Below are 23,969 nucleotides of genomic sequence, written 5' to 3'. Positions count from 1 at the left end.
TAGCATCTCTGTTATGGGACACACCGCGACCTCCCCTGAAGGCCAGAGCACAACGTACGCTAGAGCGAATTCCCTGCGTGCGACGCTCGACGCGCACCTTGCCTCCCGCGATCGCACAGCGGTCATCACCGCCGCACTTCACGCGATCGACTCAGGCATCATCGGCGTGGCGGACACCTACACCCTCGTCCTCGCACCACTGCTCGCCGACACCGGCTCGGCTTGGCAACACGGCGCGACCCGCGTGTGGGAGGAGCACTACGCGAGCGCGGCGGTACGCACCATCATCGAAGCTCTCGCTCCCCGCGTTATCGAACTCGCAGCAAAGACGCCCGCGCGCGACATCACCGTGTTGCTCGCGTGCCCGCCAGGTGAGTACCACGACCTCGGCGTACGGATGCTCTTCGACCGCTTCCTGCTCGCCGGGTACCCTGCCCACTTCCTCGGCGCCGACACCCCGGTGCGCGAGATTAGCCACGCCGCCGAGACGCTCGGCGCCAACCTCGTCGTCCTCTCCGCATCGACGCACTACCACCGTGTTGCCCTACGCCAGGTCGTCGAAGATCTTGCCCGCGAGCTCGAGCCTGACGTACGCATCGCCGTGGGCGGCCCCGCGTTCGCCCGCGACACCGGCTGGACGACCTCGGATGCCGCCACGCTCCTCGACCCGGCGGCGTACGAGCTACCCGGACTGACTCCCGACAGGGGTGCGCCGTAGTGCTCTCGCTACGCATCGCCTTTCGCTTCCTTCGCTCAGCGCCTGTCCAGTCGCTGCTGATTGCGGCTGGTATCTCGGTGGGCATCGCCACACAGGTGTTCGTAGGCTCGCTCATCGTGAGCCTACAGGCAGGTCTTATCGAACAGACCGTCGGCTCGAGCGCGCACGTCACAATCAGGGCCGCCGAAAAGGGCGATCCCGTCCGCCTCACCGGCGACCTGCGAGCGTTGACCGCCGCCGATGCGCGTGTCGAACCGGGCGCCATCGCGGCGGTGCGCGAGGTCTCCGGCCTCTACTCCGACGGCGAGGACTCCGCGCCACTCACGCTCAAGGGCGGCGACCTCGCAGGCCTCGACGCGATCTACTCGCTTTCTGAGCGCGCCGTCGACGGCACGGTACGTCTCGGCGCTGGCGACATCGTGCTCGGTACCGACTTCGCCGAGAAGTACGGGCTCACCCCCGGCGACGCCGTCACGCTCACCTTCGCAGGCAACCGCTCGGCGCGCCTTACGCTTACCGCGATCGTCGATCTCGGCGCGGCGGCCGCCAACGAGCGCCAAGCGTTCGTGGGCGGTGAGCTTCCGCGCTCGCTGCTCGGCTGGCGTGCCGACGAGTACACAGCGATCGAGACGCAGATGCGCGAGCCATTCGCCTCGGCAGAGGTTGCCGCAGCATGGCGTAGCGTGTTGCGCAACGCCGAGATCATCGAGTGGCAAGCCGCGAACGCTGACCTGCTCACGGCGCTCCAGAGCCAGTCAGCTTCGTCGTACATGATCCAGGCGTTCGTACTTGTCGCAGTTGCGCTCGGCATCGCGTCCACTCTTGCGATCAGCGCCGTGCAGAAAACTCGGCAGATTGGCATCCTTAAAGCTATGGGCATGTCTGACGCGCGCGCTGGACGGATATTTCTGTGGCAAGCGACTCTACTTGGAGTGACCGGCACCGGTGGCGGACTCGCCCTTGGCTTCCTGCTCCTGTGGAGCTTCTCGTTCGTGCCGGTCGACTTCGCCATCGAGCCCGAGCCCGCCTTCATCGCGCTCTCGGCGGCCGTAGGCATCTCGGTGGCGCTCGCCTCGAGCATCATCCCCACACGCACGACCTCGCGCCTCGACCCGATCGAGGTGATCCAGGGTGGCTGAGTCCCCGCTGCTCGCCGTAGAAGGACTCGGCAAGATCTACGGCTCCGGCGATGCGGCTACTCACGCGCTCAAGGGCGTCTCCTTCGAGTTCGCCGAGGCGGAGTTCGCCGCGATCGTGGGACAATCCGGCTCGGGCAAGTCGACGCTCCTAAACCTCCTCGGCCTGCTCGACACGCCCACCTCAGGAAACGTGCGATACCGCGGACGCGACGCCGGGTCTCTCGGCAAGCCGGACCGTGCCGAGCTGCGCAACTCGCTCATCGGCTTCGTCTTCCAATTCCATCACCTGCTACCGGAGTTCAGCGTCTACGAGAACGTCGCGATGCCCGCACTGATCGCGGGCACGGTCGACGACACCACGCTGCGGAGCCGCGCCGAAGATACGCTCGGACTGCTCGGCCTGGAAGGCGTAGCCAACAAGAACGCCAACGCACTCTCTGGCGGACAGAAGCAGCGGGTGGCGATCGCGCGTGCACTCATGAACCGGCCTGCGCTCCTGCTTGCCGATGAGCCCACGGGCAACCTCGACACCGCAAACACCGACCTCGTCTACGACCTCTTCCGCGAGGTCAACAAGCAAACCGGCACCGCGTTTCTCATCGTCACCCACGACCGCAACGTCGCCCAGCGAACCGACCGCATCTTGGAGGTACGCGACGGCGAGCTTGTCGCCGACGAGTGCAACAGGTACCTCGGCTAGAGGGGCACGACCGATGGGATCGCGGGAGAGCCCGCTCCGAGCAACATCGGCACCGGGACCACGACGATCCTGTCGTCGACCACACGCACCTCGGTCCCGAGGTTGGCAATGATGCCCAACTTGAATCGGCCGTCGAGGTCGGTGCGAAGCGAGCGTAGCGCAGCGGTGTCCGCATAGCGGATCGTCGCGCGCGACTTCACCTCGATGCCTACGACGGCCTCGCCCCGTTCCAGCACGAGGTCGATCTCTGCACCTCCCGACGTGCGCCAGTAGTGTGGCGCGGCCGGTCGTGCGGCAAGAGAGTCGAGTGCAAGCACCTCGGCGATCACCCACGTCTCGAGCAGCGCGCCCTCCCTGCCGGAACCGACGGCTTCCAACCAGGAACGCACACCCATGATGTAGGCGGCCAGGCCGACATCGCACGCGAAGATCTTGGGTGAACGGACGAGCCGTTTCCCCACATTGGCGAAGTAGGGCGGGAGAAACCGGAGCTGGTACCCGGTTTCAAGCAGACCAAGGTAGCGTTTGATCGTCTTGTGTGTAACACCGACATCACTACCGAGTGAACTCATGTTGAGCACGTTGCCGGTTCGATGCATGACAAGCGCAAGCGCCCTATTGAAGTCGGGAAGGTTGTCGACTGAGCCGAGCTGCCGGAGATCCCGTTCGAGGAACGTGGTCCGGTACGCCTCGTACCAGGCGTAGCGCATCTCTCCGTCGAGCGGGATCACCCCGGGCATCGAACCGCTCACCGTCAAGCGCCTCACCGCGTCGAGCGCGCTATTGTCCGCTGGTCCGGCCTGCGCACTCACGGTCGCGGCGTACTCCTCGGCGGAACGCGCGTCAAACGCCGCCTTCACGGTCCGGGGTCGCTCAAGGCCGCCGAGCTCCGACCAGAGGAGCGGCCCGAGCTCAAGCCACGCCGAGCGGCCCGCGAGCGACTCGGTCACGTGTTTCATCTTGAGCAGATTTGCCGAACCTGTCAGGAGGAAGCGTCGACCCGGTTCCTCGTCCACGGCGAGCTTGACCTCGCGCAAGAGGTCGGGAACGAGCTGGACCTCATCGATCACAAGCAGTCCCTCGGTCAAGCCACGCACGAGGCCACGCGGGTCACGCGCCGCACGGTCCGCGACCGCGAGTTCATCAAGGGTGACGTATAGACCGTCAGCACCCTCCATGACCAGCCGGGCGAGCGTAGTCTTGCCCACCTGTCGCGCCCCGGTGATGACAACCACCGGGAACACGTCGAGCAGACGCGTGATTCGCTCCATAGCGTGTCGCGGATAGAAACTCATACCTTGCATTTTGGTACCTTGGCTCCCAAAATACAAGGTCTATGACGGCGAAGTCCAGATACCGTCGCTCGACCATCGTCGGGTCAGCGTGCCGATGACTACATCGCCCATGCTCGGTACGTATCCGGTCGGCCCCGCCCCGCCCAGTCCGCCGACCTACTCGCCTTCGAGCGGCGTGATGTAGGTGATGGAGTTCACGGCCACGGCGACGAAATCCTGCTTGTCGCCCACGCGGTAGTGCTGGCCGCGCTCGGTTACCTCTACATCAGAGAGCCGCAGGAACATGTCCGAGTAGGAGTTGATGTAGTCCGACAACCGCTGCCCGTCGCCGTTGAGCGGCTTGTGAACCCATCCCTTGAAGCTTCGCTGGTCTGTCTCGACGAGTACGCGGATCTTCTGAAATTGATGGTCCATCGAACTCCCCCATGTCTGTTGGCCGCTGTAGATACTTGAGTATCGGTATACCCACGCCGCTATGATACAGCGCTGGGGTATCATCCGTATACACGATGCGCGTTGGGCCGTGCTCTTGCGCCGAGCGGAGAACGCATGGCGACGCGACGAGAGGAGGCATCCGATGAGAGTGCTCGTGGATCACGACCTGTGCATAGGGTGCGGCGTGTGTGAGGAGACATGTCCCGAGGTGTTCCAGCTTCGTGATGACGGCCTGTCGCACGTGATCGAGGCGAATCCAGGCCACGAACTCTACGGTGCGATCAGGGATGCCGAGGACATGTGTCCTGTCGACGCAATCTCGATCACCGAAGGATGAGACGCGCGTGATCACGCCAGGACACCCTGAGGTGCTGACGCGGTCATGACGCCGACAGGTTTTCGCTTGCCGGAGGGGTACCGCATCCCCGAAGGCGACGACGAACTCCTCGCGGAGTGCACGGTCCACGTCTTTCGCTCGAGCGGTCCAGGCGGGCAATCGGTAAACACGACGGACTCGGCGGTCAGGCTCGTCCACCACCCTACCGGGATGCGGGTACAGTGCCAGCGGGAGCGCAGTCAACTACGCAACAAGATCGCCTGTCTCGGCAGACTGCGGGAGCGCCTGACCGAGGCCCAGGCGCTCGCTAACGCCCCACAACGAGTAGCTACCCGTCCGAGCGTGGCGGCAAAGACGCGGCGGCTCGCGTCGAAGACTCACCGGTCAAGCGTCAAGCGCATGCGGCGCGCCCCCGAAGAGGAGTGAGGCCGATGCCGGATCTCCAGGCCATCGGAAAGGCGCTCGCGTTGGCGGGGCTCGTGCTCGCCGTGATCGGCGTGGCCCTGTGGCTAGGTGGCCGCCTGGGGCTCGGAGCGCTTCCGGGAGATCTCCGGCTTTCCGGAGAGCGCTGGGGCTGCTTCGTGCCGATAGGCTCGATGATCGTGCTCAGTCTTGTACTGACCGTGGTAATCAACGTCATTCTCAGGATCCTCAACCGCTGATCATCGTGCGCGAGTACTCGCGGACTGCCCTCCCTGATGGCCGAGGCACCGAGACCGCCAAGATTTTGTTTGTACTTCTCTCAAGTCTTAGTATATGCTAACTCCTAATCGACCGAGCCGTTTTGGGAGAGTGCATCATGTCCCTCGCAGATGTGCCTATCGCCGCACCGTGTGTCCTGTCATCGACAGGGAGCCCTAGCCGTGTAAGCCGCTACACCGCGCTCGGCGTACAGCCGGGTGCCACAGCTCGAGTTCTCGCGAGATACCCCTGCTCGGCTCCGGCATTCGCCGAGGTGGAGCTTGAGGGCGTGCGGATCGTCACGTTGCCGCTTTCGGCCGCCGGCTCAGTTGAAGTGGAGCTGCTCAGCGAGAAGGAGGGCTCCCGATGACGGTCGCACTCATTGGCGGATTGGATCGTCTCGCGCCTCACTACACCGCGATTGCTGACGAACACGAGGGCCTCACCATCAAGGTGTTCAGCCGCTTCCGGCCCGGGCTAAGCGACCGCATCGCCTCCGCCGACGGAGTCATACTCTGCACGGACCTCGTTTCACACAAGGCCGCCCGCGAAGTTTACCGCCTCGCTCGCGCCAACGACGTCGAGCTCGTCTGCACCCACCGCTCGAGCGTCTCGGCAGTACGGAGATCAGTCGCTGAACTCGCTCGTGTGTGCAGGTGTGATCGGCCTTGCCCCGGGTGCCCCGGCGCATGCGGATGCGAAGGTGCGAGGAAGCGCCGCTAGTTTGCGGCGGGCGTCGTGTGCGACAACGCACTCATACGCGAGGCCCGTGGCTGCTGCTCCACGGGCCTCGCTGAGTTTCATGGTGGGCGATAGTTGATGCGCTTCGAACGGGCTAGCCGCTGTACCGGCTAGTGGACATGTAGCGGCCTACTGCCTGGGGTAGCCCATCAGCCCCTTGGTGGTCGGTCCTGATCCGCGCCAAGCAGCTTGGCCTCCTTCAGGTCAATCCGCGCGACGTGCCCGTGCTTCGCAAGCAGGTGTAGAAGATTGCCCCCATTGAGGAGGACCAGTGGTTTACCCGTAGCGAAGTCGTACGCATCAGGTCCGTACTCGGCGGTGGTTACCAAGATACCCTTGTTGGCTCCCTCATTCATCATGGTCCCGTACAGATCGCGGACGGCGCTAACGCTCACCGTGTTGGTGTACCTCTTGGCCTGTACAACGGTCTTGCCACCGTGCAGCGGGTCTGGGTCGAAAATGACTGCGTCGACTCCACCGTCTCTGCTGGCCTGCGTAACTCGCACTTCAGCGCCTCGTACAGCGAATTCTTTTTCAAATAGCTCCCGAATCAGGTGCTCAAAGTCCTCCCAATCCATCGCCGCGATGTTCTCCCCCTCCGAGAGCCGCGCCGCGACTTCGTAGGATGTTGTGAATCGTTTGTCTTCACGAGACATCGTTAGGAGAGGCGCCACCGGCGTGAGTGAGTGTATTCGCGACGCACTCACGCCGCGCAGCTTCTTGAAGCAGGCTTTTGGATCAACGTGCGCCAGGTCCATCTGCAGGAACTCAGTCCTCATCGCTCGGACGGACAGGACGCAGGAGTCCTCGGACTTCCCTGTGGAGGGGTCAACCGATTGGACCCATCCATTTATGTTGACAGCTTCTATTGCCTGTATCGTGTCGGACTCGAATAGCTCGTGAAGAGTCCTCAATACCGTCTGGTAAAGGACGCTCTCGTATATCTGTGATAGCTGACGCTCGGAAACGGTCTTCTCTCGAAACTCATCGCGCGAAGCAATGTAGGAGACCTCAACAACGGTCGGCAAGTCTTGAGGCGATGGCAGTTGGTAGTCGATAACGAGCATTCTGCTTGATGGTAGATACTCAAGCTCGTACTCCTGAGGAAAACAATCGGGGTATTCCGACGTGTCAAGGACCCGGCAGCAATAGCTTTCAATCGCGCGAGGGATGCCCGTCCGATAACGCTCCGCCCGCTCGTCAATCGCAATGTGCTCAGCGTGCTGCTGCGCACAGTACTGCTGCTTCTGTCGCTCCCATTCCTCTATTTCACGCGCATGCTGCTCGGCGTTAGCTCGTTCAGCCGCTGCACGAGCTTCGACTGCAGCTGCGTATGCGGCCTCCTGATCGCGGATGCTCTGCTCCCACTCGGCGTGTGCCGCTGCGAATGCAGCTGCCGCTGCGCCTTGTCGGGTCTGTCGTCTTGTGGCACTGAAGTAGTCAAGCACCCCGAACTTGGGGTTGAAAGCCTCTTGGGTCGGCTCAGGATGGGGCTGCGGCTTCACGGGTTCGGCCGGCGGTTTGGGGGATTCGGGCCGTGGGACGGGAAACGAAGAACGGTCCTTGAGAGCTTCCCAGTCGACGGTGCAATTGGCCTCGAGCGCCGTTTGCAGTATAGAGCCGAGTGCGTCGATCTCGGCCCTGGCCTCTGCAGTCCGTTCGAAGGCCGTCTGTCTGTTGTCCGCGACCTCTTGCGCCGCTAGTGCCCGCAGCAGTTTGCGCTCTTCGGCGTCAATCCGCCGCTGCCACATGCTGTCCCACTCAGCAGCCTTGGCGAGAGCCCGCGTCCACACAACCTGTTGGCTGTCGCCTTTGATTACCTGGTACTTGTGCAACTCACCATGCGCCACCTCAACAGCAAATCGCGGCAGGCCAGACTTGGTGTAGGTCTGTGTGAGTTGCCCGATTTCACTCATGTAACTCTCCGACTAGTTGTGAGAGCTCTCACGTTCCAAGTGCTTCAGCCATAGCGGGCGATAGTGGATGCGCGTCGATCTACAGATATGCGAAGGGCCTAGCGTGCAACACCTGTGTCCACGGGGACGACTGACGACGGCGATGTATCAACCACGGCTTCCTATCGTCGTGGGATTGAAGGGCTTGGCCGCAGCCTGAGCAGTACGAGTCTGAGTCCAACAACTGATGACCACACCCAGGACAGTAGTCGCGGGACTTAGTAGCAGTGCCCCTCGGCGGACCGTACGCAATGACTTCCACAGCTCTCGGCTTGGCAACCGCCTCGTAGACACCAGCCGTTCCTGCGACGAATACGATTACGTAAGTCCACCAGCCAAATGTCAGTCCAAAAGCCTCGAATAGGGGCACCAGCAGAAAGCGCGGGAGAGCCCAGGTACCCAGTGTCCCCAGAACGAGAGCAAGAACTGCGTCGCGCCGCTGCGGGTCGGATTCTTCGTGGTTCATGGTGTTCTCTCCGCTGGCCTTTCAACGATCAGCCCGCGGAACGCTCGGCTTCATTCCGTACATCGGCCTGATGGCGCGCGATTGAGATTATGAGCGCGAGACCTTCCCGGACCTCCTTCGGCATTTCGTACTCGAGCAGTCTCAGTGCCTCCTCATGAATTGCGCTTAGGGCACCAGACATAGGCAACTCTCTCACGTTGTCCCCCTCACTCGCCATCATCGTAGACCTCGCTAAACAGCTTACCTCAAGCTCTACGTGGCATGCATCCTGTCAGGGGCACATCTTGTCAGGCCCATCATGTAATGTCTGTGCCATGGCCATGCCAAAGTACAAGATACGAAAACCGCCCAAAGAGCGAGTCCTGATCGAGAGCCTCGCGCACGGAAACCTGCTCGCTGCCGCGCCAGGGTTCCGGGACTACGCTAAGTGGGCCCGAAAGCAACTAGAAGCGGGACTCACCGAAGAGCAGGTCCGCCAGCGCATCCGTTCCCGGCTGGAGTCTGACGGGCTCACCCTCAAGCGTCAGCTCTTCCCCGGCCTCTCGCGTAAGGTCCAGCGAGTGCGCCTCCGCCGCCTCCTGCTCGCTCTTGCCGACTACATCGCCAGCCGCGCTCCGGCGAACCGCCTCGGGCCGACCCTCGATCATTTCCTCGACAAGATCGGCTTCGACCAGTGGCTCGAAGACGCGATCTGGACGTACGCCTCGACAGGCGAGGCCGCACCGATGCTCGCCTCCTACGGCGGAACCGTCTACCGGGCCGACATCGGACCTGAAGGCGAGAAGAGCCCGCTCGTGCTCCTGATCGCCACGCCTGCCTCTGACGTGTCCGCGCTCATGGAATGGTTTGAAGAAGAGGCGCAGGCCGCGTTCCCCGATGCCGCCTTTGCCAAGCGAAGCGGCAAGGCGGCAGAAGGTGCGCGCTACTACCGCCTCAATCAGGAGGGTCAGACCTTCGAGCAGATCGCACACGACAACATCACTGAGCTCTATCCCGATCTGCTCGCATCCGACGATGACGAGGAGTTCGAGCACTACACCTGGCTTGCGACCAAAGAGACCGAACGGATCAAGAAGCTCGCGATCCGCACAGCACGACGCGGGGACATAATCTTCGACTACAAGTCCCCGAAGGGCTGACGCTGACTCTCTAACCTCGCTTCCAAGACCGAACGCAACCGTCTTGGAGGTGAGATCACATGGGCAGACACGAGGTGGGCGCGGAGCTTCGCGCCGAGCTCCAAGGGCGCGGATGCGCCCTGAGCGCACGCGAAGCACGCGCACTCTCGATCCTGCTCATCGATCTGATCGCTGACGGTCTGCTCGCGCCTGGCACAGAGGGTCTCGAATCCCCCGCCGCTTATAACATGGGGGATTCTGTTTACAGACCAGAGGATGAGAAGACGTGACGATCTCTCTCCTCTACTGCGGTGTGGACACGTTGGAAGCCACCTTTGCCGGTGAGCTCGAAGACAGATTCGTCGCCACACTCCAGGAGGCGAAGGACCGCGCGCAGCTTACCGACGAGGCGCAAAGCTACCGGATCGCAGATCACGAGCTCTTCGTCTCCCCCAAAGGGCTCGGGAAGTACCGCTTCGTGCTCTCAGATGCCGATATGCAGCTGCGCGTCTCGATTGCCCAGAAGGGCATCCCGCCTGTCTCGGTGCGCCTGTTCGCCGCATCACTTGCCACCTGCGGCCACGAGCCCCTCTACGAACGCGCAACGCGCCTGGCCGCCGCTCTCGGTGCGGACAAGCCCTACACGCTCTCCCGGATCGATCTGTGCCTCGATGTGCACGGCTGGGAGCCGGGTTGTGGCGATATCGAACGGATCGTCTGCCCGGCAAGCTTTCGCCAGAAGACCGAAGAGGGCGAAGGTATCTCCTACCAGATCGGCAAGGGTGATGTGGTGCTTCGCATCTACCGCAAAGACGCTGAGCTTGCGGCCAAGAAGAAGACCGCATATGCAAAAGTCTGGGAGCGCGTGGCGCACTACGATCCGTCGCGTGCTGTCTGGCGTTTCGAAGTGCAGCTTCGCGGAGATGTGCTCAACGAGCTCAATGCGCGCGCGGTCGCCACCGCCTTTGCCAAGCTTCCGCGGCTGTTTGCCTTCGGCATGACGTGGGCCGAGCTTCGCATCCCGACCGATGGCAACAAGACGCGCTGGCCGGTCGATCCGGTCTGGGCAACGCTGCGCGAGCTCTGGGGCGCGTCTGCTCCGGAACCCCGCGTGCGCTACGCCTCTCGCGCAGAACACGAAGAGCGGGTCATCGCCCGGCTCTATGGTGCGCTCGCCGCTCTCGGGGCATACTGCGATCAAGACGATCTGCTCTCTGTGATGGAGTACGCCTTGCCCCTCGCAGAGCTGCAACTCGCAGATCGCGGAATCGAGTTCGCCGAGCTCGTCGCTAAGGCCCGAGCTCGCCAGATCGCAGAGCAGGGGGTGCCGTTCTGATGGCTGCATGCGTCATCTACGCCCGCGTGAGCACGAAGGAGCAGCAGGCGGAGGGCTATTCCATTCCGGCGCAGACAAAGGCCATACGCGCCTTCTGTGAGGCCCAGGGGATTAGTCCTGTCGCCGAGTTCATCGAAGCCGAAAGCGCTGGCAAGGCGGGGCGCACCCGCTTCGCCGAAATGGTCTCCTACCTCAAAGCGCACCCGGACGTGCGTATCGTTGTCGCCCACAAGCTCGATCGGCTCTACCGCAACTTCCGCGATCAGATCACGCTCGAAGACCTCGGGGTCAAAGCGCGCTATGTCGTCGGTGACATTCCCGATACTCCGCAAGGCGAGCTCCTGCGTGACGTGAACCTCTCGGTCGCGAAGTTTTACCTCGGGAACCTGCGCGAAGAGGTCAAGAAGGGCATGGACGAAAAGGTGGCGCAAGGCGGCTGGCCTCACCGCGCGCCGACCGGCTACGTGAACGACCGCGAGACCCGTTCGATCATCCCCGATCCCGCGACCGCTCCGATGGTGCGCGCTGCCTTCGAGCGCTATGCGGCTGGCAACATCTCCCTTGCCGATCTCGCGCGCGATCTCAACGGACACGGCTACCGCTCACGATCAGGCAGACCGTTTACCGCCTCCATGCTCCATGTGCTTCTGAGAAACCCGATCTATTGCGGGGACGTCCGCTACAAAGGCCAGACCTATCCCGGAGCTCACGAGCCCTTGATAGCTCGTGAGCTCTTCGAGCGCGTGCAGCAGGTCTTCTCCCCTCGCCAGACCGGCCCCAAGCGCACCAAGCACACCTTTGCGCTTCGCGACTACCTCGTGTGCGGTGAGTGCGGCTGCAAGATCACCGCAGAGCGCCAGAAGGGCTACGTCTACTACCGCTGCACCAAGGGCAAGGGCAAGGAGGCATGCTCTCAGCGCAGCTACACACGCGAAGAGCTCCTGCTCGATCAGCTCGAAACGGTGCTTGCCGAGATCGAGATCACGCCTGAGATCGTAGACATGCTCGTGCGGGACTCCCGCGCCCTCGATGAGCACGAGATCGAGACGCACGACCAGCAGCGCTCAGAGCTCACGCGCAAGATCGCAGAGCTCGACTCCAAAGCTTCAAAGCTCCTGGACTCCTACCTCGACGGGATCGTTCTTGTCGATGCGTACCGTGTGAAGGCTGGCGAGATCGCAGAGACCCGGCGCACTCTCGAACGCCGCCTCTCGGCTCTCAAGTGCGGCACGACTGACAAGACCGCACAGGTAGAAGCGGTAGCCAGGGCTGCGATGGGCGCTCGCTCGCAGTTCGCGACCGCTGACACCGAGGGCAAGCGCCGCCTTCTTGCTGCCGTGGTTTTGAACGCAGAGCTCACCGACTGCGCCATCGGCTCCTACCAGCTAAAACGCCCCTTCGAGTATCTCCGCAGAGATCCCGAAGGGGCGTTTTGTCATCCATGGTGGGCGATGAGGGATTTGAACCCCCGGCTTCCTCCTTGTAAGGGAGGCACTCTCCCGCTGAGTTAATCGCCCGTTTTGCGGTGCGGGAGACATTCTAACACCGGGGTTGCGTGGAGTCGTTCACCCAGTCACTACGGCCGACGTCCGAGCCCTTCGCTCGCGTCATCGGGCAGCTCTGGGGTTTCCGGCCGCTCGGGGATGCCCGGCACTCCCGGCCTGTTGGGGATCTCAGGGCTCCCTGGTGTGGCCGGCTCCGAAGGCCGATCCGGGATCACGGGAGAATCGGGTGCCGACGGCGTCTCCGGGACTCCGTTCACAGCGCCACCAGAGGCAGTCCGGGCAACGGCTTGACCGAAGTCGCGCCCTTCAGCAGGGTCGCCACCAAATACCGTGCCGATGACCGCCTTTGCCGTATCCGAGGCTTCCTCCGGAAGCACCGGGGGGGTCGTCTCGCGACTGCCCGCAACCGTGCCGTCGTCCTGATAATCGGTTCCGTCGCCGATGCCTTCCTCAGGAGCGCGGTCCGGAGCGGGAACTTCGATACCGATTCCTCCGAAAGCGTCTGCGGCCCGCTGCTGAGCGGCGTCAGGCAGAGTACCGGTGGCTGCGGCACCCGTGGCCGCAACCGCAACGGCGAGACCACCAGCCACGATCTTGCCGAGCAACGTCGAAAGAAATGTGCTGATCATGGCGCGTCGCCTCCATCTCATCGTGAGGGGTCGCACTGTTCGGCGCCTCACCGTACGGGTACGGTCTGGAACGTCCTCGGCAAAGCGCAGCACCTCCGCTGCGAGAGTCGCGGGCAACTGCGAATCGGCCGGCTCGTCAGCCAGACCGGACCGCAGCAAAGTGACGAACGCCGATACCGCGTCCTCATCGCCAGGGTCACGGTTACCGGCAGCTAGCCGTTCCGCCCACTCGTCGTAGTATCGCTTCGAACGTTTCATCTCACTCCCGTTACCGACACGCTACGGCGAAAACGTACCGCCTTCGCCAAGAATTTTCTCAAGGCGCCTCAACGCCCGGCGCTGAAGAGCCCTGACCGCTCCCGGTGATTTACCGACGATACGCGCGATTTCGGTGACGCCGAAACAAGCGACGAATCGCAGGACGATAACCTCACGCTGGTCCTGCGGGAGCATGTCTAGCATCCGCAGGAGTTCCTCGTCGGCCATGCGCTCGATGGCTTCTGACTCCGCCGAGCGTACCTCCGTCGCGGCCTCATCGAGAACGATCGCTTCAACGCTATCGACGCGCTTGCGCCTGATGCGTCGCCGTTCGTCGACGATACGATGGTGAGCGATCATGAACACCCAGGAACGAAACGCCGCCTCGTCACCAGAGAAACGCGTTAGTCCTCTGGCTACTTGAAGCCATGTCTCACCCAACAGATCGTCGACATCCACACCGCCCTGTCGACGCACGTATCCACGCAGCGAGCCGTCAAGATCGCCAACGAGGCGCTCCCATGCCCACTCGGCACCATGCCTGGCAGCGATGAGGACCGACTCGAATGGACCACTTGTAGGCATGAACAGCTCCCGAAGCCCAACACACGTGATTGAATCATCGCATTCTCGAGCTGACGATCGCATAATAAGCATGAGGACGGCGGCACTCACGTGATCGCCGCCGCACCACGAGTCCGCAAGGAGCCGCCATGCACGCCGCGTACCGGTGCGTCCGTCCCGTTGTGTTACTGTGCGCCATTCTTGCCATCATGATGCTAGCGGGCGCGAGAGGAGCCGCCTCCGCAGCCGCCACCGAGGCCACTAGCTCGGCGAATCTCTCGGCTCCCAACGTTCCCGCGACGGTTTACGCAGATCGTCTCATTGGCGTGACCGGCAGCGTGGATAGGAAAGCGGCCATAGGCCCAATACGGCTGCTGTTCTACCAGAGGATTCACGGCGAGTGGGTGCTCCAGAAAACGGTAAGCGCGCGTTGGAGCGGATGGACAACGACCAGGACACGGTACGTGGCCGATGTGACGGTGCCATACGCGGGGGTGTGGCGCATCGGCGCGTCGTACAGCGGGAACGCCGAGTACCCCGCCGCGTACGAGTATCGGGACTTTGGCGTGGCCCCCGATCCAGGGGCGAACCTCTCGGCCCCAAATGTACCTGTGCCTGTGACGCGCAACTCGGTGTTTGGCGTGACCGGCAGCGTGGATAGGAAAGCGGCCATAGGCCCCATACGGCTGCTGTTCTACCAGAGGATTCACGGCGAGTGGGTGCTCCAGAAAACGGTAAGCGCACGATGGAGCGGATGGACGCCGACCAGGACACGGTACGTGGCCGATGTGACGGTGCCATACGCGGGGGTGTGGCGCATCGGCGCGTCATACAGCGGGAACGCCGAGTATCCCGCCGCGTACGAGTACCGGGATTTTTCAGTTGGCACACCGTGGCCGTGGCCTACGTGCATCGTAATCGACAAGTCCGACTTTCGTCTGTACTGGATCGTCGGTGGCAACCTTGTGAAGTCGTATCCGGTAGCGATCGGCAAGCCAAGCACCCAGACGCCGGTGGCGGTCTGGCGAATCGACTCTAAGTACTACACCGACCCAAACGGCATCTACGGCCCACGCAAGCTACGTATGTATCGGCGCACAGCAAACGGATTCACCTACACCGCCTACAACATCCACGGCACCAACAACCCCGCGAGCATCGGCACGATGGCTTCGAACGGGTGTGTCCGGATGTACAACCGTGACGTACTCGAACTCTTTCCGCAGGTCCCGCTCGGTACGATGGTGCTCACTCGCGAGTAACACACCGCGTGCGTCTCGCTCCCCGACATGCGTCTGGCACGTGGATGCATACTGGTGCCCCCAGGAGAATTCGAATCTCCGTCTCCGTCCCGAGAAGGACGGCGTCCTTGGCCGCTAGACGATGGGGGCGCCTCGCAGTGTATCAAAGTAGGCGCGGACCTCCTTATCGGCGCCGTCTTGGTGGGACGCGCGCCACTTCTCGACAAGCATGAGGATGTAGTCCACGTTGATCTCGACTGGCTTGAGGCAAACGTACTTCCGAAAACGCTATCACTCGCGGCTACTTGATACTGTTAATGGCTCACTGGTCCAGCCGCTCCCACGTCGCGTCACGCCCGCCCTTCGCACAGCGGACCCCACCCGCTTCTCGCAGAGCGCCCAGCACCCGCACAATTGTCGGACGGCTCGCGCCGGGACAGGCACGTTCGACGTCAGCGTAGCACGTAGCTCTTAACGTCCCGCCCATCCACGGAACTGCGGAGATCGTTCGCGATCCGCCAGATCGTCTTGTGGAACTCCGCGCGCTGCGCTTCGTTAGTGGTTGGGGCCATGCGGCGTCGATACGCATGAACGCATGACGCGACGAGCCGAAATGACAACTTGGGTATATTCGGAGGGCTGAGCTGGAACCTGGCAGGTGACCCGAGTGTCGTCACCTGAGAGTCACGTGCACCTGAACTACGGGGGGAGCTGCGAAGATGCCTCACGGCCGCAGGCGCCAATGTTCCAATGGGATAGCCACCGACGGGCCGCACCTCCGCATGGAGCGTCAGATGCGACGCGTCGCTCACGACCTGCACGATGGGCCTGTGCAGACCCTCACCGCCGCCCTTCTCGAACTACGCCGCGGCTCACGTCGGCTCGCCGACGACCCGGCGTGCGAGGAGTTCATGACCCACTCGATCGGCCTCATCCAGGCCGCCCTTGACGAGATACGTGGGATCATCGCGTATCATCGCCCGGCGGCATTGGACGAACCGGTGGTTGGCGACATGCTTCGCGTGTTTCTCGACGACGTTCGAACGCAACATCCCGAACCTCGGATCGAGTGCGTTTTCGAGGGCGACGAAAACGGCCGCTACCTCACCGATTCAGTGCGCATCGCCTTGTTCCGCATCGTCCAGGAAGCGGTGACAAACGCTCTCGTGCATGCTCATGCGTCAACGATCAGAGTCGTCGTGAGCTTTAGCGACGATGGGATACTCTGCTCGGTTGAGGATGACGGGTGCGGAATTCCGGATATCGATGGGCCAACGGAAGTCCCCCGGGGTCACGGGTTGGTGAGCATGCGCGATCGCGCCGAGCTGCTTGATGCCGAGTTCGCCATGAGGTCGACGCCAAACGAGGGCACGATCGTCTCGGTCAGGTTCCCCGCGTGACGGCTACCCCTACGACATCCGAAGCGATCCGCGTCTGCCTCGTCGAGGACCACCCCCTCATGCGGGAGGGACTGCGCAGGATTCTCGACGACCACGACGACATCAGGGTAGCCGTCGAGGCCGCGAACGGATCGGAAGCTTTGGAGCGCCTACGTGACGTGCGGGTCGATGTCGTGCTGCTCGACCTGCGGCTCCCTGACATTGACGGGCTTACGATCCTGCGAGCGCTCAACGAACGCGGGTGCCCGGCACGCGTGATAGTACTCACCAGCATGAACGACCCGTCGAAGGTGCGGACGGCGCTTCAGAACGGAGCTTCGGGCTACCTCACGAAGGACCGCGTCGACTCCGACGCTCTCGCGGAGGCGATCCGCAGCGTGCACGGAGGTCTTACCGCGGTCCACGCGGAGATGCTGTGCGAGGTGATGCAGCCCGCGTCGTGCGAAGCGAGCACCGCCTACCGCGTGACCCCGAGGGAGCGCGAGGTCTGGGTGTATGTGGCTCATGGCAGGTCGAACGCCGAAATCGCCGAGACCCTGTTCATTTCGGAGCGCACCGTCAAGTACCACGTAGGCAACCTCCTCAGCAAGACCGCCGCACGCACTCGCTCAGAACTCGCGACGGCTGCCTACCGGCTGCACCTCGTGCACCCGGACGACTAACCGCCGAGCCGGACCGCCTGGGCCTCGTCGGCACGTCCCGTATCCGTGCCGCACCCGCAGTCAGGTACCCCTGTACCCACGGCCAGGTAGTGGTCCGAAACGCGGGTACACATTCAGTCCCTAGAGACGATGTTGACACTCTTTCTCCCGCGTACGCTTGCCTTCCGGGCGATCCTGCGAGAGGGGCGTCGTGTCCATCCGAGTGTTGATTGCCGACGACAACGGGCACTATCTCGCCGCGCTCTCCCGCTTCCTGCATGAGGAAGGCGACATGGACATCGTGGGTGCTGTCTCAGATGGAGAGCGCGCCGTGAGCGCGTATGAGGAGTTGCGCCCTGACGTGGTCGTCATGGATGTATTCATGCCTAAGACCAACGGAATCCAGGCGACGCGGCAGATCCACCGCCGCCATCCGGCGTCGCGAGTGGTGGTGCTCACGGGCCATGAGTACCCATGGCTGCGCGGGGCCGCCTTTGAGGCGGGTGCGGCCGCGTTCGTCACGAAGCACACAGCCCCTGGCACCCTGCCCGCCGCGATCAGGGACGCCGCCAGCATGGACACGCCCCCCGGCAAGCACGGGACCAACAATGGGATAGAGCCGCGGTGATCGAGAAAGGAGGCGGGAGCGAGCGCCGACGGTGAAACGCCTTGAAACGGACAAGGCGATGGATGTATCGAAAGTCAAGAACGAAAGGAAGTGTCGCGCTATGAAACGCATAGGTGTGGTAAGCACCCTGCTGCTAGTGGCACTGTTGACGGTGGGCCTCGGTCTGGCCCGGTGGACCGACAGCGTGAACATCGACGGTACGGTCCACACGGGAAGCCTCAGTGCCGGGATAGACGACGTCATGTGCTCCGACAGCGAGATCACTGGCAAGAACTACAGCGAAATCACGGCTGTGGTCGATCCGGACGACCCTAAGACGCTCTGGGTCACGGTGCGTAACGGGTATCCGAGCATCACCTACACGTGCGAGTTCGCCCTGCTCAACACCGGAACGATCCCGCTTCATGTCGACGCGGTCACGGTCTCACAGCTTCCCGCGTACATGGATGTCGACGTTACGGGGCTCCCCGCGGAGACACAGGTACACCCCGGCGGGTCTGCGCCTGGGACGCTCACGGTCCACTTCGACAACGAAGCGGAAGAGCTCGCCACCTACACGTTCTCGGTCGAGGTGGATGTCGGCCAGTGGAACCTCCCGCCGGAGTAGTGGCAGCGTCAGACCTCGACCTGAGAGGACGGTGAGCCCGTGAAACGACTCTCGTCCGTCGTGATCGTACTGTTTGCCGGGTTGTCACTGCTCGGCGTCGGGCACGCCCGCTGGACCGATTCCGTCGCGATCGACGGCCGGATCGAGACCGGTGAGTTGAACTGGTCGTTCGTGTCCGTCTCGGTGATGGACACCACGCCGCCGCCGTGGTTCGGCGGCACAGCCACACCGGTGGACTGGACCTGCGGAGACGGGTTTAGAAACCCGTGGCCCGGACCCGGCACCAAGAACGTCGGATGGGGCGAGGCCATCCTCGTCGACACCGATAACGACGGCAGGAACGACACCGTCAGAGTGACGATGCATAACGTCTATCCGAGCTACTTCAACAGCGTAAACGTCTACCCTTACAACGACGGGACGATACCGCTCAAGTTCGACAGCGTCATCATCAACAACGAAACGGTCATCCGCAAGCCCCCGTACCCGGTCGTACCGCTCGACCTTAACGGGGACACCGTGGACGACATCGAGATCCTGTGGGGCGACAACCTCGGAGCACAGATCCATCCGGGCACCAATCCGCTCGAAATGAGTTTCTGGTTCCACGTGTTGTGCGGCGCGCCACAAGACGCCGAACTTGAGTTCGATATCCAACTCGACGCGGTGCAGTACAACATGTACGTTGCGCCGTGACATGTACCGGGCAACGCCTAGCCGCGCCCACGCCGTGCGAACGCACGGCGTGGGCGAAAGGCGGTTCGCTATGGATGCAGACACCAGATGGCGTTGCGCCATCGTAGTGGTGATGGCCGCGTGGCTCCTCCCGGGTCTCGCGTTGGCTCGCTGGGGAGACGGACTCATCGCCTCCGTGGGCTCCACGTCGGAGGTGATGAACACCGCTTTCGTCGACTGCTGGACCGACGATCCTCCCGATACCCTCGACCCAGGCTACCTCAAAGACGTCGCCTGGTCGGAAGCGCGCTGTGACCCTGATGAGCATGGCCGACGACATACAGTGGTTGCCGGAATTCACAACGCCTACCCGTCATACACGACACAGGTGGGCTTCACCCTTCGCAACGAAGGAACGGAACACGAGCAGATCCTTTCTGTGGATGTGAACGCGCCGTCCGAGCTGGACATCGAGGTGAGCCGCAGTCTCACCGGCTGGATCCTTGGCCCGGGCGGGAGCGTAGACGGGACCGTTGCGGTGCACGTGACCTGCGCGGCATCGCAAAGCGCGTTCTACCCGTTCACGGTCGCCCTCCAAATGGCACCGGCGCAAAACGGCACCATCGGTTTCTGGCGGGCGTGGGACAAGCACGGCACGTTCAGCCGCAACCAGATCGCGGCGTGGCTCCTGCGCATCAACGCGGACTCTCGCTGGCTCGGGCCGACCACCATCGACGGTATGGAGGCCACGCTGCGGGCAGCCGCTGGCGGGAGCGCTCAGGAGCGCTTCCTCGGCCACTACCTCGCCACGAGATTGAACCTCTGCGGCGGCCTCTTGATGGGGCCGGGGGTCCATGACGTCACCGGCGTTGACCCGGGCAACTACCTCGGCCTGCCAAATCCGGCCAATGCCACGCTCCACGAGATCATCAACGCGATAGAATCGAAACACGGTACCGGCCCGACGCGCTCGCAGTACCTGCTCATGAAGGATGTGTGCGACGCGCTGAACAACCGGGAGATCTAGATGTCTATCGCGCGTCTATGGACACTTGTCACCGCGGCGGTCGCGGGCATTTATGCTCTGATCCACTTCGTGTTGCCCGGCCGCATCGACGGCATGGTGCTCGCCTACGTGGTGACCCCCGCCCTGTGGTTACTCGTGGGATTAGTGGCGTTTCTCGCGGCCCGGCGAGCGGGGCTCGCGCTCGTGGAGCGCGACCACCGGCTCCTGCTCATTGCGCTGGTCGCTGCTCTGCTGCAGATCCTCTTGTTGGCACTCGGCGGCCTCGAATGGGGCTTTGGCAGGAGCCCCTATGCATCGACGCTCGCCGGCATGGCCACCAACGCCGCGCGCGTCTTCGCAGCACTGCTCGGCATGGAAGTCGCCCGAGTGTGCCTGGTGCGCTCAGCCGGTATGGCCAAGTTTCTCCCAGCGCTTGTAGGCTCCTCACTCGTCCTGACCCTCGCGCAGATTCAGCCAGCTGTGTACGCCCGTCTCGGATCGGCCGAGGGCGTCGCCACCCTCGGCGGGACGGTCCTGCTGCCGAGCTTCGCCGAGAACCTGCTCGCCGGTCTATTCGCCTTGCTCGGCGGGGTTCCCGCCGCGTTCGTCTACCGGGGCACCCTCGCCGCCGCGCACTGGTTCTCCCCGATACTCCCTGACCTGCCATGGGCGCCCGCCGCACTCATCGGCACCGTTGTCCCCGTGCTCATGATGCACATCGTCGCGGGCATCTACCGGGGCCGTCTCGCCGCAGGAGAGGCGCCCCAGGAGCGAGACGGATCCTGGTGGTCGACGGCCCGTACCACGTCGCTCGGACTGCTCATGGTGGTCGTGTTCTGGTTCATCGCGGGGGTCTTCGGACCCCGGCCGATACTGATCGCGAGCGGATCGATGCGGCCCGCCATCGAGGTTGGCGACATCGTCGTCCTTGCTCCCGTTGATGCGGACACGATCGAGATCGGCGACATCATCGCGTTTGACCACACGGGCACGGGGATTCCTCAGGTGCACCGCGTCATCGAGGTGCGGCAAGAGGGCGGAGAGATCCGTTTCGTGACGAAGGGCGACGCGAACGACCGCGCGGATCGGGAACCTGTGCCGCCCGAAGTAATCGAGGGAGAGATCCGGGTCGTGATCCCGAAGATCGGCTGGCTCGCGATCGGCGTGAGGAATGTGCTCGCTTCGCTGCCGTCCCTCTAGCGAAATACAGGCGGGCCGGGTCACACCGTAGGTTCCGCCTCCCGCGCAGGGCCGTGCGATACTTCCTAGAAGTGAACAATCGTCCGGCATCCCCTCAATCCCCGGGCGTATCGACAGCGCGGCTGAACGGGAGGCGGATCGATGAGCGGACCTGTGATCACGTGCGCGGGACTCGTGAAGAACTTCGGCAAGGTGCGCGCCCTCGACGGGCTTGACTTGAGCGTCGCACCAGGCGAAGTGCACGGGTTTCTCGGCCCCAACGGTGCCGGCAAGACGACCGCCATCCGCATCCTGTTGGGCCTGCTTCGCGCCGACGGGGGCAGGGCGACGCTGTTCGGCGGCGACCCGTGGAACGATGCCGTTGAGCTGCACCGCCGCGTCGCGTACGTGCCCGGCGAAGTCGCCTTGTGGCCGAACCTCACCGGGGGCGAGGCCATAGACATCATCGGTCGCACCCAGGGCGCTCTCGACGAGAAGCGACGAGCCGAGCTACTCGAGCGGTTCAATCTCGATCCCGCGAAGAAGGCCCGTACCTATTCGAAGGGCAACCGCCAGAAGGTCGCTATTGTCGCCGGCCTCTCCAGCAACGCCGAGTTGCTGCTGCTCGACGAGCCGACGTCGGGACTCGATCCGCTCATGGAGGCTACATTCCAGCACGTGATCCGAGAGATGAAAGCCGAGGGACGCACGGTGCTGCTCTCGAGTCACATCCTCGCCCAGGTCGAGGCGCTCGCCGATCGGGTAACGATCATCCGCCAAGGCAGGGCCGTCGAGAGCGGGAGCCTCGATGAGTTGCGGCACCTCACACGTACCTCGATCACCGTCGTGACCGAGCGGTCGGCCGACGCGCTTGCGAGCAGGCAGGGAGTCCACAGCATCGCTCGCGAGAACGGACGCCTCCACTTCGACGTCGACGCGGTGCATCTCGATTCGACGATCGCGTACCTTTCCGGCCTTGGCATCCGCTCCCTCATCAGCCGTCCGCCCACCCTTGAGCAGCTGTTCCTTCGTCACTACGACGCGGACACGGAGAGCGTTGACGAACCGGGAGTCGCACGATGAGCGGCTTCACCGGAACCTGGACGATGACCCGGCTGTTCCTGCGCCGCGACCGTGTGCGGATGCCAATATGGATCGTCTCGATCTCAGTCCTTGTCGTCACCTCGGTTGCGGCGTTCCCCGGCCTCTATGTGGAACAGGGAGCGATCGACGCCCGCAACGCTCTCATCATGGGCAACCCGTTCGGTATCGCGCTCACCGGCCCCGGGCACGGCCTCGACGAAGCAACGCCGGACAATCTTGGCCCCGTGGCTGTGAACGAGATGAGCGCGAGCACCATCATAGCCGTGGCCTTCATGGGCATCTTCCTTGTCATGCGCAACACGCGAGGCGAGGAGCAGGAAGGACGTCTCGAGCTGCTGCGCGCTGGCATCGTGGGGCGATATGCGGCGGTGACCGCCGCGTTCCTGCTCGCCTCGGCAGCCGCGCTCGTGCTCGGGATTCTGCTCGGCATCGGGTTTTCTGGGTGGTACGACATCGCCGGATCGTTCGCCTTCGGCCTCTCGATGGCGTCGGTGACCATCGTCTTTGCGGCGGTTGGCGTGCTCTGCGCACAGCTGACCGAGCATTCGCGTGCCGCGACTGGGTTGGCAACCACTACGTTCGCCGTGCTCTTCACCGTGCGCGCCATCGGGGACATCCGCGACAGCTGGGTGACCTGGCTCTCACCGGTCGGCTGGGCGCAGGAGATCCGGCCATTCGCCGACGAACGGTGGTGGACGCTCGGACTCTCGGGCGCACTCGCACTCACACTTGTGGCATGCGCGTTCTTCGTCATCGAAAGGCGCGACGTCGGCGCGGGCGTCCTTCCCACGCGCAAAGGCCGTCCGCGGGCGTCCGCGGCGCTCGTATCCCCGCTCGGTCTCGCCTTCCGCCTGCAGCGAGGAGCGCTCACGGCCTGGACGGTAGGTATGCTCGTCTTTGGAGCCACGTTGGGGAGCCTCGTGCTCGAAGGCGAGAGGATGCTCGAAGCGCTCGGCGACGCTTACGCGTTGTTCTTCGGGGACTTGGGAGACGCCACGCTCATGGAGACCTTCCTTGCGGGATACCTGGTCTTTGTGGCCGTGACCGCCGCAGGTCATGCGCTCCAGGCGGTCTCGCAGATCCGCTCCGAAGAAACCTCCGGACACGCCGAGACGCAGCTCGCCGGTTCGCTCTGCAAGGGACGTTGGGCCGCCAGTCACATCGGAGCGGCGCTGCTCGGCAACCTCCTCGTGCTCGCTGCCGCGGGGGTAGGCACCGGGGCCACGTACGCTCTGGCGATAGAAGACGCGAGCCAGTTCTGGCCGGTGCTGCTGGCGATGCTGGCGTACGCGCCGGCGGTATGGGTGCTCGTCGCGCTCGCCGTCGCACTGTTTGGGGTCGTCCCACGAGCATTCGCCGCCGTGTGGGCCGCCTTCGCCTGGGTCGTGGTCGCGGCAATGATCGGTCCGCTGCTCGGCCTCCCTGAATGGATGATGGACCTGGATCCGTTCGCCCACGTCCCGCGGATGCCTGCGGAGGAGTTTTCCGTCGCGCCTCTACTCGTCATGACAGGCATTTCAGCGGTGCTGTTTGTGGTGGGATTTTTTGGATTCCGGCGCAGAGGCCTCGACTTCGGCTAGTGCGGGCGAGTAAACTCACATCAGATGCTAC

General features: G+C 63.4%; 27 protein-coding genes, 2 tRNA genes and 2 pseudogenes. 24 read left to right on the top strand and 7 right to left on the bottom strand.

Translation table 11 applies throughout. The features are described 5' to 3' along the window. The first annotated feature begins 13 nt into the window (after nucleotides 1–13). From KGZ40_02440 to KGZ40_02430, 3 genes are read left to right on the top strand one after another with little or no spacing between them, the layout of a single operon-like run. Entirely contained in the window at nucleotides 14–718 is a 705-nt protein-coding gene (locus KGZ40_02440; protein ID MBS3956376.1) for a cobalamin-dependent protein, read from the top strand. Then, nucleotides 718–1,857 (top strand): ABC transporter permease, encoded by a 1,140-nt coding sequence (locus KGZ40_02435; protein ID MBS3956375.1) that lies wholly within the window; start codon nucleotides 718–720, stop codon nucleotides 1,855–1,857. Before KGZ40_02440 ends, KGZ40_02435 begins: the two co-directional genes overlap by 1 nt. Next, the gene (locus tag KGZ40_02430) at nucleotides 1,850–2,557 is read left to right on the top strand and encodes an ABC transporter ATP-binding protein (GenBank protein ID MBS3956374.1); all 708 of its coding nucleotides are present in this window, start codon (nucleotides 1,850–1,852) and stop codon (nucleotides 2,555–2,557) included. Before KGZ40_02435 ends, KGZ40_02430 begins: the two co-directional genes overlap by 8 nt. Here the strand turns inward: KGZ40_02430 and KGZ40_02425 are convergent. Both KGZ40_02425 and KGZ40_02420 read right to left on the bottom strand, forming a co-directional pair. Continuing rightward, nucleotides 2,554–3,861: an ATP-binding protein gene (locus KGZ40_02425; GenBank protein MBS3956373.1), complete on the bottom strand. Its 1,308-nt coding sequence runs from the start codon at nucleotides 3,859–3,861 to the stop codon at nucleotides 2,554–2,556. The genes KGZ40_02430 and KGZ40_02425 overlap by 4 nt on opposite strands. A gap of 147 nt (nucleotides 3,862–4,008) precedes the next feature. Beyond that, nucleotides 4,009–4,266: a hypothetical protein gene (locus KGZ40_02420; GenBank protein MBS3956372.1), complete on the bottom strand. Its 258-nt coding sequence runs from the start codon at nucleotides 4,264–4,266 to the stop codon at nucleotides 4,009–4,011. A 163-nt stretch (nucleotides 4,267–4,429) separates the two neighbouring features. Here KGZ40_02420 and KGZ40_02415 point away from each other — a divergent pair, with 163 nt between their 5' ends. The 5 genes from KGZ40_02415 to KGZ40_02395 all read left to right on the top strand — a co-directional run bounded on the left by KGZ40_02415 (nucleotide 4,430) and on the right by KGZ40_02395 (nucleotide 6,028). Then, the gene (locus KGZ40_02415) at nucleotides 4,430–4,624 is read left to right on the top strand and encodes a ferredoxin (GenBank protein MBS3956371.1); all 195 of its coding nucleotides are present in this window, start codon (nucleotides 4,430–4,432) and stop codon (nucleotides 4,622–4,624) included. 45 nt (nucleotides 4,625–4,669) lie between these two features. Then, nucleotides 4,670–5,050 (top strand): peptide chain release factor-like protein, encoded by a 381-nt coding sequence (locus KGZ40_02410; protein MBS3956370.1) that lies wholly within the window; start codon nucleotides 4,670–4,672, stop codon nucleotides 5,048–5,050. A 5-nt stretch (nucleotides 5,051–5,055) separates the two neighbouring features. Then, on the top strand, nucleotides 5,056–5,286 hold the full coding sequence (locus KGZ40_02405; GenBank protein MBS3956369.1) for a DUF2905 family protein: 231 nt from the start codon (nucleotides 5,056–5,058) through the stop codon (nucleotides 5,284–5,286). A 137-nt stretch (nucleotides 5,287–5,423) separates the two neighbouring features. Beyond that, nucleotides 5,424–5,675, top strand: coding sequence for a hypothetical protein (locus KGZ40_02400; GenBank protein MBS3956368.1), 252 nt, complete (start codon nucleotides 5,424–5,426; stop codon nucleotides 5,673–5,675). Further along, nucleotides 5,672–6,028, top strand: coding sequence for a DUF2325 domain-containing protein (locus KGZ40_02395; GenBank protein ID MBS3956367.1), 357 nt, complete (start codon nucleotides 5,672–5,674; stop codon nucleotides 6,026–6,028). The genes KGZ40_02400 and KGZ40_02395 overlap by 4 nt, the downstream gene beginning before the upstream one ends. A 167-nt stretch (nucleotides 6,029–6,195) precedes the next feature. Here the strand turns inward: KGZ40_02395 and KGZ40_02390 are convergent, their stop codons facing one another. Continuing rightward, nucleotides 6,196–7,962: a restriction endonuclease gene (locus tag KGZ40_02390; protein MBS3956366.1), complete on the bottom strand. Its 1,767-nt coding sequence runs from the start codon at nucleotides 7,960–7,962 to the stop codon at nucleotides 6,196–6,198. A gap of 819 nt (nucleotides 7,963–8,781) precedes the next feature. On the opposite strand from KGZ40_02390, the gene KGZ40_02385 reads away from it, so the two are divergent. The 5 genes and pseudogenes from KGZ40_02385 to KGZ40_02365 all read left to right on the top strand — a co-directional run bounded on the left by KGZ40_02385 (nucleotide 8,782) and on the right by KGZ40_02365 (nucleotide 11,871). Further along, entirely contained in the window at nucleotides 8,782–9,606 is an 825-nt protein-coding gene (locus tag KGZ40_02385) for a hypothetical protein (GenBank protein MBS3956365.1), read from the top strand. 59 nt (nucleotides 9,607–9,665) lie between these two features. After that, nucleotides 9,666–9,875: a hypothetical protein gene (locus KGZ40_02380; protein MBS3956364.1), complete on the top strand. Its 210-nt coding sequence runs from the start codon at nucleotides 9,666–9,668 to the stop codon at nucleotides 9,873–9,875. Then, nucleotides 9,872–10,921: a hypothetical protein gene (locus tag KGZ40_02375; GenBank protein MBS3956363.1), complete on the top strand. Its 1,050-nt coding sequence runs from the start codon at nucleotides 9,872–9,874 to the stop codon at nucleotides 10,919–10,921. Before KGZ40_02380 ends, KGZ40_02375 begins: the two co-directional genes overlap by 4 nt. Continuing rightward, nucleotides 10,921–11,361: pseudogene (locus KGZ40_02370) on the top strand (recombinase family protein). Before KGZ40_02375 ends, KGZ40_02370 begins: the two are co-directional and overlap by 1 nt. 201 nt (nucleotides 11,362–11,562) lie before the next feature. Further along, nucleotides 11,563–11,871, top strand: a pseudogene (locus tag KGZ40_02365) (recombinase zinc beta ribbon domain-containing protein). Between the two features lie 492 nt (nucleotides 11,872–12,363). Here the strand turns inward: KGZ40_02365 and KGZ40_02360 are convergent. Next, nucleotides 12,364–12,438, bottom strand: a tRNA-Val gene (locus KGZ40_02360). 126 nt (nucleotides 12,439–12,564) lie between these two features. Here KGZ40_02360 and KGZ40_02355 point away from each other — a divergent pair. Continuing rightward, entirely contained in the window at nucleotides 12,565–12,717 is a 153-nt protein-coding gene (locus KGZ40_02355; protein MBS3956362.1) for a hypothetical protein, read from the top strand. A 617-nt stretch (nucleotides 12,718–13,334) separates the two neighbouring features. Here KGZ40_02355 and KGZ40_02350 read toward each other — a convergent pair. After that, nucleotides 13,335–13,898, bottom strand: a complete 564-nt coding sequence (locus KGZ40_02350) for a sigma-70 family RNA polymerase sigma factor (protein MBS3956361.1) — start codon at nucleotides 13,896–13,898, stop codon at nucleotides 13,335–13,337. 128 nt (nucleotides 13,899–14,026) lie between these two features. On the opposite strand from KGZ40_02350, the gene KGZ40_02345 reads away from it, so the two are divergent. Then, nucleotides 14,027–15,139, top strand: coding sequence for a L,D-transpeptidase (locus tag KGZ40_02345; GenBank protein MBS3956360.1), 1,113 nt, complete (start codon nucleotides 14,027–14,029; stop codon nucleotides 15,137–15,139). A 52-nt stretch (nucleotides 15,140–15,191) separates the two neighbouring features. Here the strand turns inward: KGZ40_02345 and KGZ40_02340 are convergent. Further along, nucleotides 15,192–15,268, bottom strand: a tRNA-Arg gene (locus KGZ40_02340). Further along, entirely contained in the window at nucleotides 15,254–15,364 is a 111-nt protein-coding gene (locus KGZ40_02335; GenBank protein ID MBS3956359.1) for a hypothetical protein, read from the bottom strand. Before KGZ40_02335 ends, KGZ40_02340 begins: the two co-directional genes overlap by 15 nt. A 548-nt stretch (nucleotides 15,365–15,912) precedes the next feature. Here KGZ40_02335 and KGZ40_02330 point away from each other — a divergent pair. The 9 genes from KGZ40_02330 (at nucleotide 15,913) to KGZ40_02290 (ending at nucleotide 23,938) form a co-directional block, all read left to right on the top strand. Beyond that, nucleotides 15,913–16,518 carry a sensor histidine kinase gene (locus KGZ40_02330; GenBank protein MBS3956358.1) on the top strand — a complete coding sequence of 202 codons (606 nt, stop codon included), beginning with the start codon at nucleotides 15,913–15,915 and terminating at the stop codon, nucleotides 16,516–16,518. Continuing rightward, complete coding sequence (locus KGZ40_02325) at nucleotides 16,515–17,180, top strand: response regulator transcription factor (protein MBS3956357.1); 666 nt, start codon at nucleotides 16,515–16,517, stop codon at nucleotides 17,178–17,180. The genes KGZ40_02330 and KGZ40_02325 overlap by 4 nt, the downstream gene beginning before the upstream one ends. 190 nt (nucleotides 17,181–17,370) lie before the next feature. Further along, entirely contained in the window at nucleotides 17,371–17,787 is a 417-nt protein-coding gene (locus tag KGZ40_02320) for a response regulator transcription factor (protein ID MBS3956356.1), read from the top strand. 100 nt (nucleotides 17,788–17,887) lie between these two features. Beyond that, nucleotides 17,888–18,394, top strand: a complete 507-nt coding sequence (locus KGZ40_02315) for a hypothetical protein (GenBank protein MBS3956355.1) — start codon at nucleotides 17,888–17,890, stop codon at nucleotides 18,392–18,394. Between the two features lie 39 nt (nucleotides 18,395–18,433). Next, nucleotides 18,434–19,090 (top strand): hypothetical protein, encoded by a 657-nt coding sequence (locus KGZ40_02310; protein ID MBS3956354.1) that lies wholly within the window; start codon nucleotides 18,434–18,436, stop codon nucleotides 19,088–19,090. A 70-nt stretch (nucleotides 19,091–19,160) separates the two neighbouring features. Beyond that, nucleotides 19,161–20,096, top strand: a complete 936-nt coding sequence (locus KGZ40_02305) for a hypothetical protein (protein ID MBS3956353.1) — start codon at nucleotides 19,161–19,163, stop codon at nucleotides 20,094–20,096. Further along, a complete protein-coding gene (locus KGZ40_02300) occupies nucleotides 20,097–21,275 on the top strand; it encodes a signal peptidase I (protein MBS3956352.1) in 1,179 nt (392 codons plus the stop codon). A 141-nt stretch (nucleotides 21,276–21,416) separates the two neighbouring features. After that, complete coding sequence (locus KGZ40_02295; GenBank protein MBS3956351.1) at nucleotides 21,417–22,337, top strand: ABC transporter ATP-binding protein; 921 nt, start codon at nucleotides 21,417–21,419, stop codon at nucleotides 22,335–22,337. Further along, on the top strand, nucleotides 22,334–23,938 hold the full coding sequence (locus KGZ40_02290; protein MBS3956350.1) for a hypothetical protein: 1,605 nt from the start codon (nucleotides 22,334–22,336) through the stop codon (nucleotides 23,936–23,938). Before KGZ40_02295 ends, KGZ40_02290 begins: the two co-directional genes overlap by 4 nt. Nucleotides 23,939–23,969 lie beyond the last annotated feature (31 nt).

The organism is Clostridiales bacterium, from assembly GCA_018333995.1.
Classification (GTDB): Bacteria; Actinomycetota; Coriobacteriia; order Anaerosomatales; family SLCP01; genus JAGXSG01.
Note: the sequence above shows the minus strand (reverse complement) of the source record. Positions and strands in the feature narration are given on the sequence as shown.

Coding starts and splice junctions, on each gene's coding strand:
- KGZ40_02380 (MBS3956364.1), top strand. CDS start 9,666: ATGGGCAGACACGAGGTGGGCGCGGAGCTTCGCGCCGAGCTCCAAGGG.
- KGZ40_02405 (MBS3956369.1), top strand. CDS start 5,056: ATGCCGGATCTCCAGGCCATCGGAAAGGCGCTCGCGTTGGCGGGGCTC.
- KGZ40_02425 (MBS3956373.1), bottom strand. CDS start 3,861: ATGCAAGGTATGAGTTTCTATCCGCGACACGCTATGGAGCGAATCACG.
- KGZ40_02400 (MBS3956368.1), top strand. CDS start 5,424: ATGTCCCTCGCAGATGTGCCTATCGCCGCACCGTGTGTCCTGTCATCG.
- KGZ40_02415 (MBS3956371.1), top strand. CDS start 4,430: ATGAGAGTGCTCGTGGATCACGACCTGTGCATAGGGTGCGGCGTGTGT.
- KGZ40_02395 (MBS3956367.1), top strand. CDS start 5,672: ATGACGGTCGCACTCATTGGCGGATTGGATCGTCTCGCGCCTCACTAC.
- KGZ40_02440 (MBS3956376.1), top strand. CDS start 14: ATGGGACACACCGCGACCTCCCCTGAAGGCCAGAGCACAACGTACGCT.
- KGZ40_02420 (MBS3956372.1), bottom strand. CDS start 4,266: ATGGACCATCAATTTCAGAAGATCCGCGTACTCGTCGAGACAGACCAG.
- KGZ40_02330 (MBS3956358.1), top strand. CDS start 15,913: ATGCGACGCGTCGCTCACGACCTGCACGATGGGCCTGTGCAGACCCTC.
- KGZ40_02410 (MBS3956370.1), top strand. CDS start 4,670: ATGACGCCGACAGGTTTTCGCTTGCCGGAGGGGTACCGCATCCCCGAA.
- KGZ40_02385 (MBS3956365.1), top strand. CDS start 8,782: ATGGCCATGCCAAAGTACAAGATACGAAAACCGCCCAAAGAGCGAGTC.
- KGZ40_02350 (MBS3956361.1), bottom strand. CDS start 13,898: ATGCCTACAAGTGGTCCATTCGAGTCGGTCCTCATCGCTGCCAGGCAT.
- KGZ40_02355 (MBS3956362.1), top strand. CDS start 12,565: ATGCCCGGCACTCCCGGCCTGTTGGGGATCTCAGGGCTCCCTGGTGTG.
- KGZ40_02305 (MBS3956353.1), top strand. CDS start 19,161: ATGGATGCAGACACCAGATGGCGTTGCGCCATCGTAGTGGTGATGGCC.
- KGZ40_02315 (MBS3956355.1), top strand. CDS start 17,888: ATGAAACGCATAGGTGTGGTAAGCACCCTGCTGCTAGTGGCACTGTTG.
- KGZ40_02295 (MBS3956351.1), top strand. CDS start 21,417: ATGAGCGGACCTGTGATCACGTGCGCGGGACTCGTGAAGAACTTCGGC.
- KGZ40_02300 (MBS3956352.1), top strand. CDS start 20,097: ATGTCTATCGCGCGTCTATGGACACTTGTCACCGCGGCGGTCGCGGGC.
- KGZ40_02290 (MBS3956350.1), top strand. CDS start 22,334: ATGAGCGGCTTCACCGGAACCTGGACGATGACCCGGCTGTTCCTGCGC.
- KGZ40_02390 (MBS3956366.1), bottom strand. CDS start 7,962: ATGAGTGAAATCGGGCAACTCACACAGACCTACACCAAGTCTGGCCTG.
- KGZ40_02345 (MBS3956360.1), top strand. CDS start 14,027: ATGCACGCCGCGTACCGGTGCGTCCGTCCCGTTGTGTTACTGTGCGCC.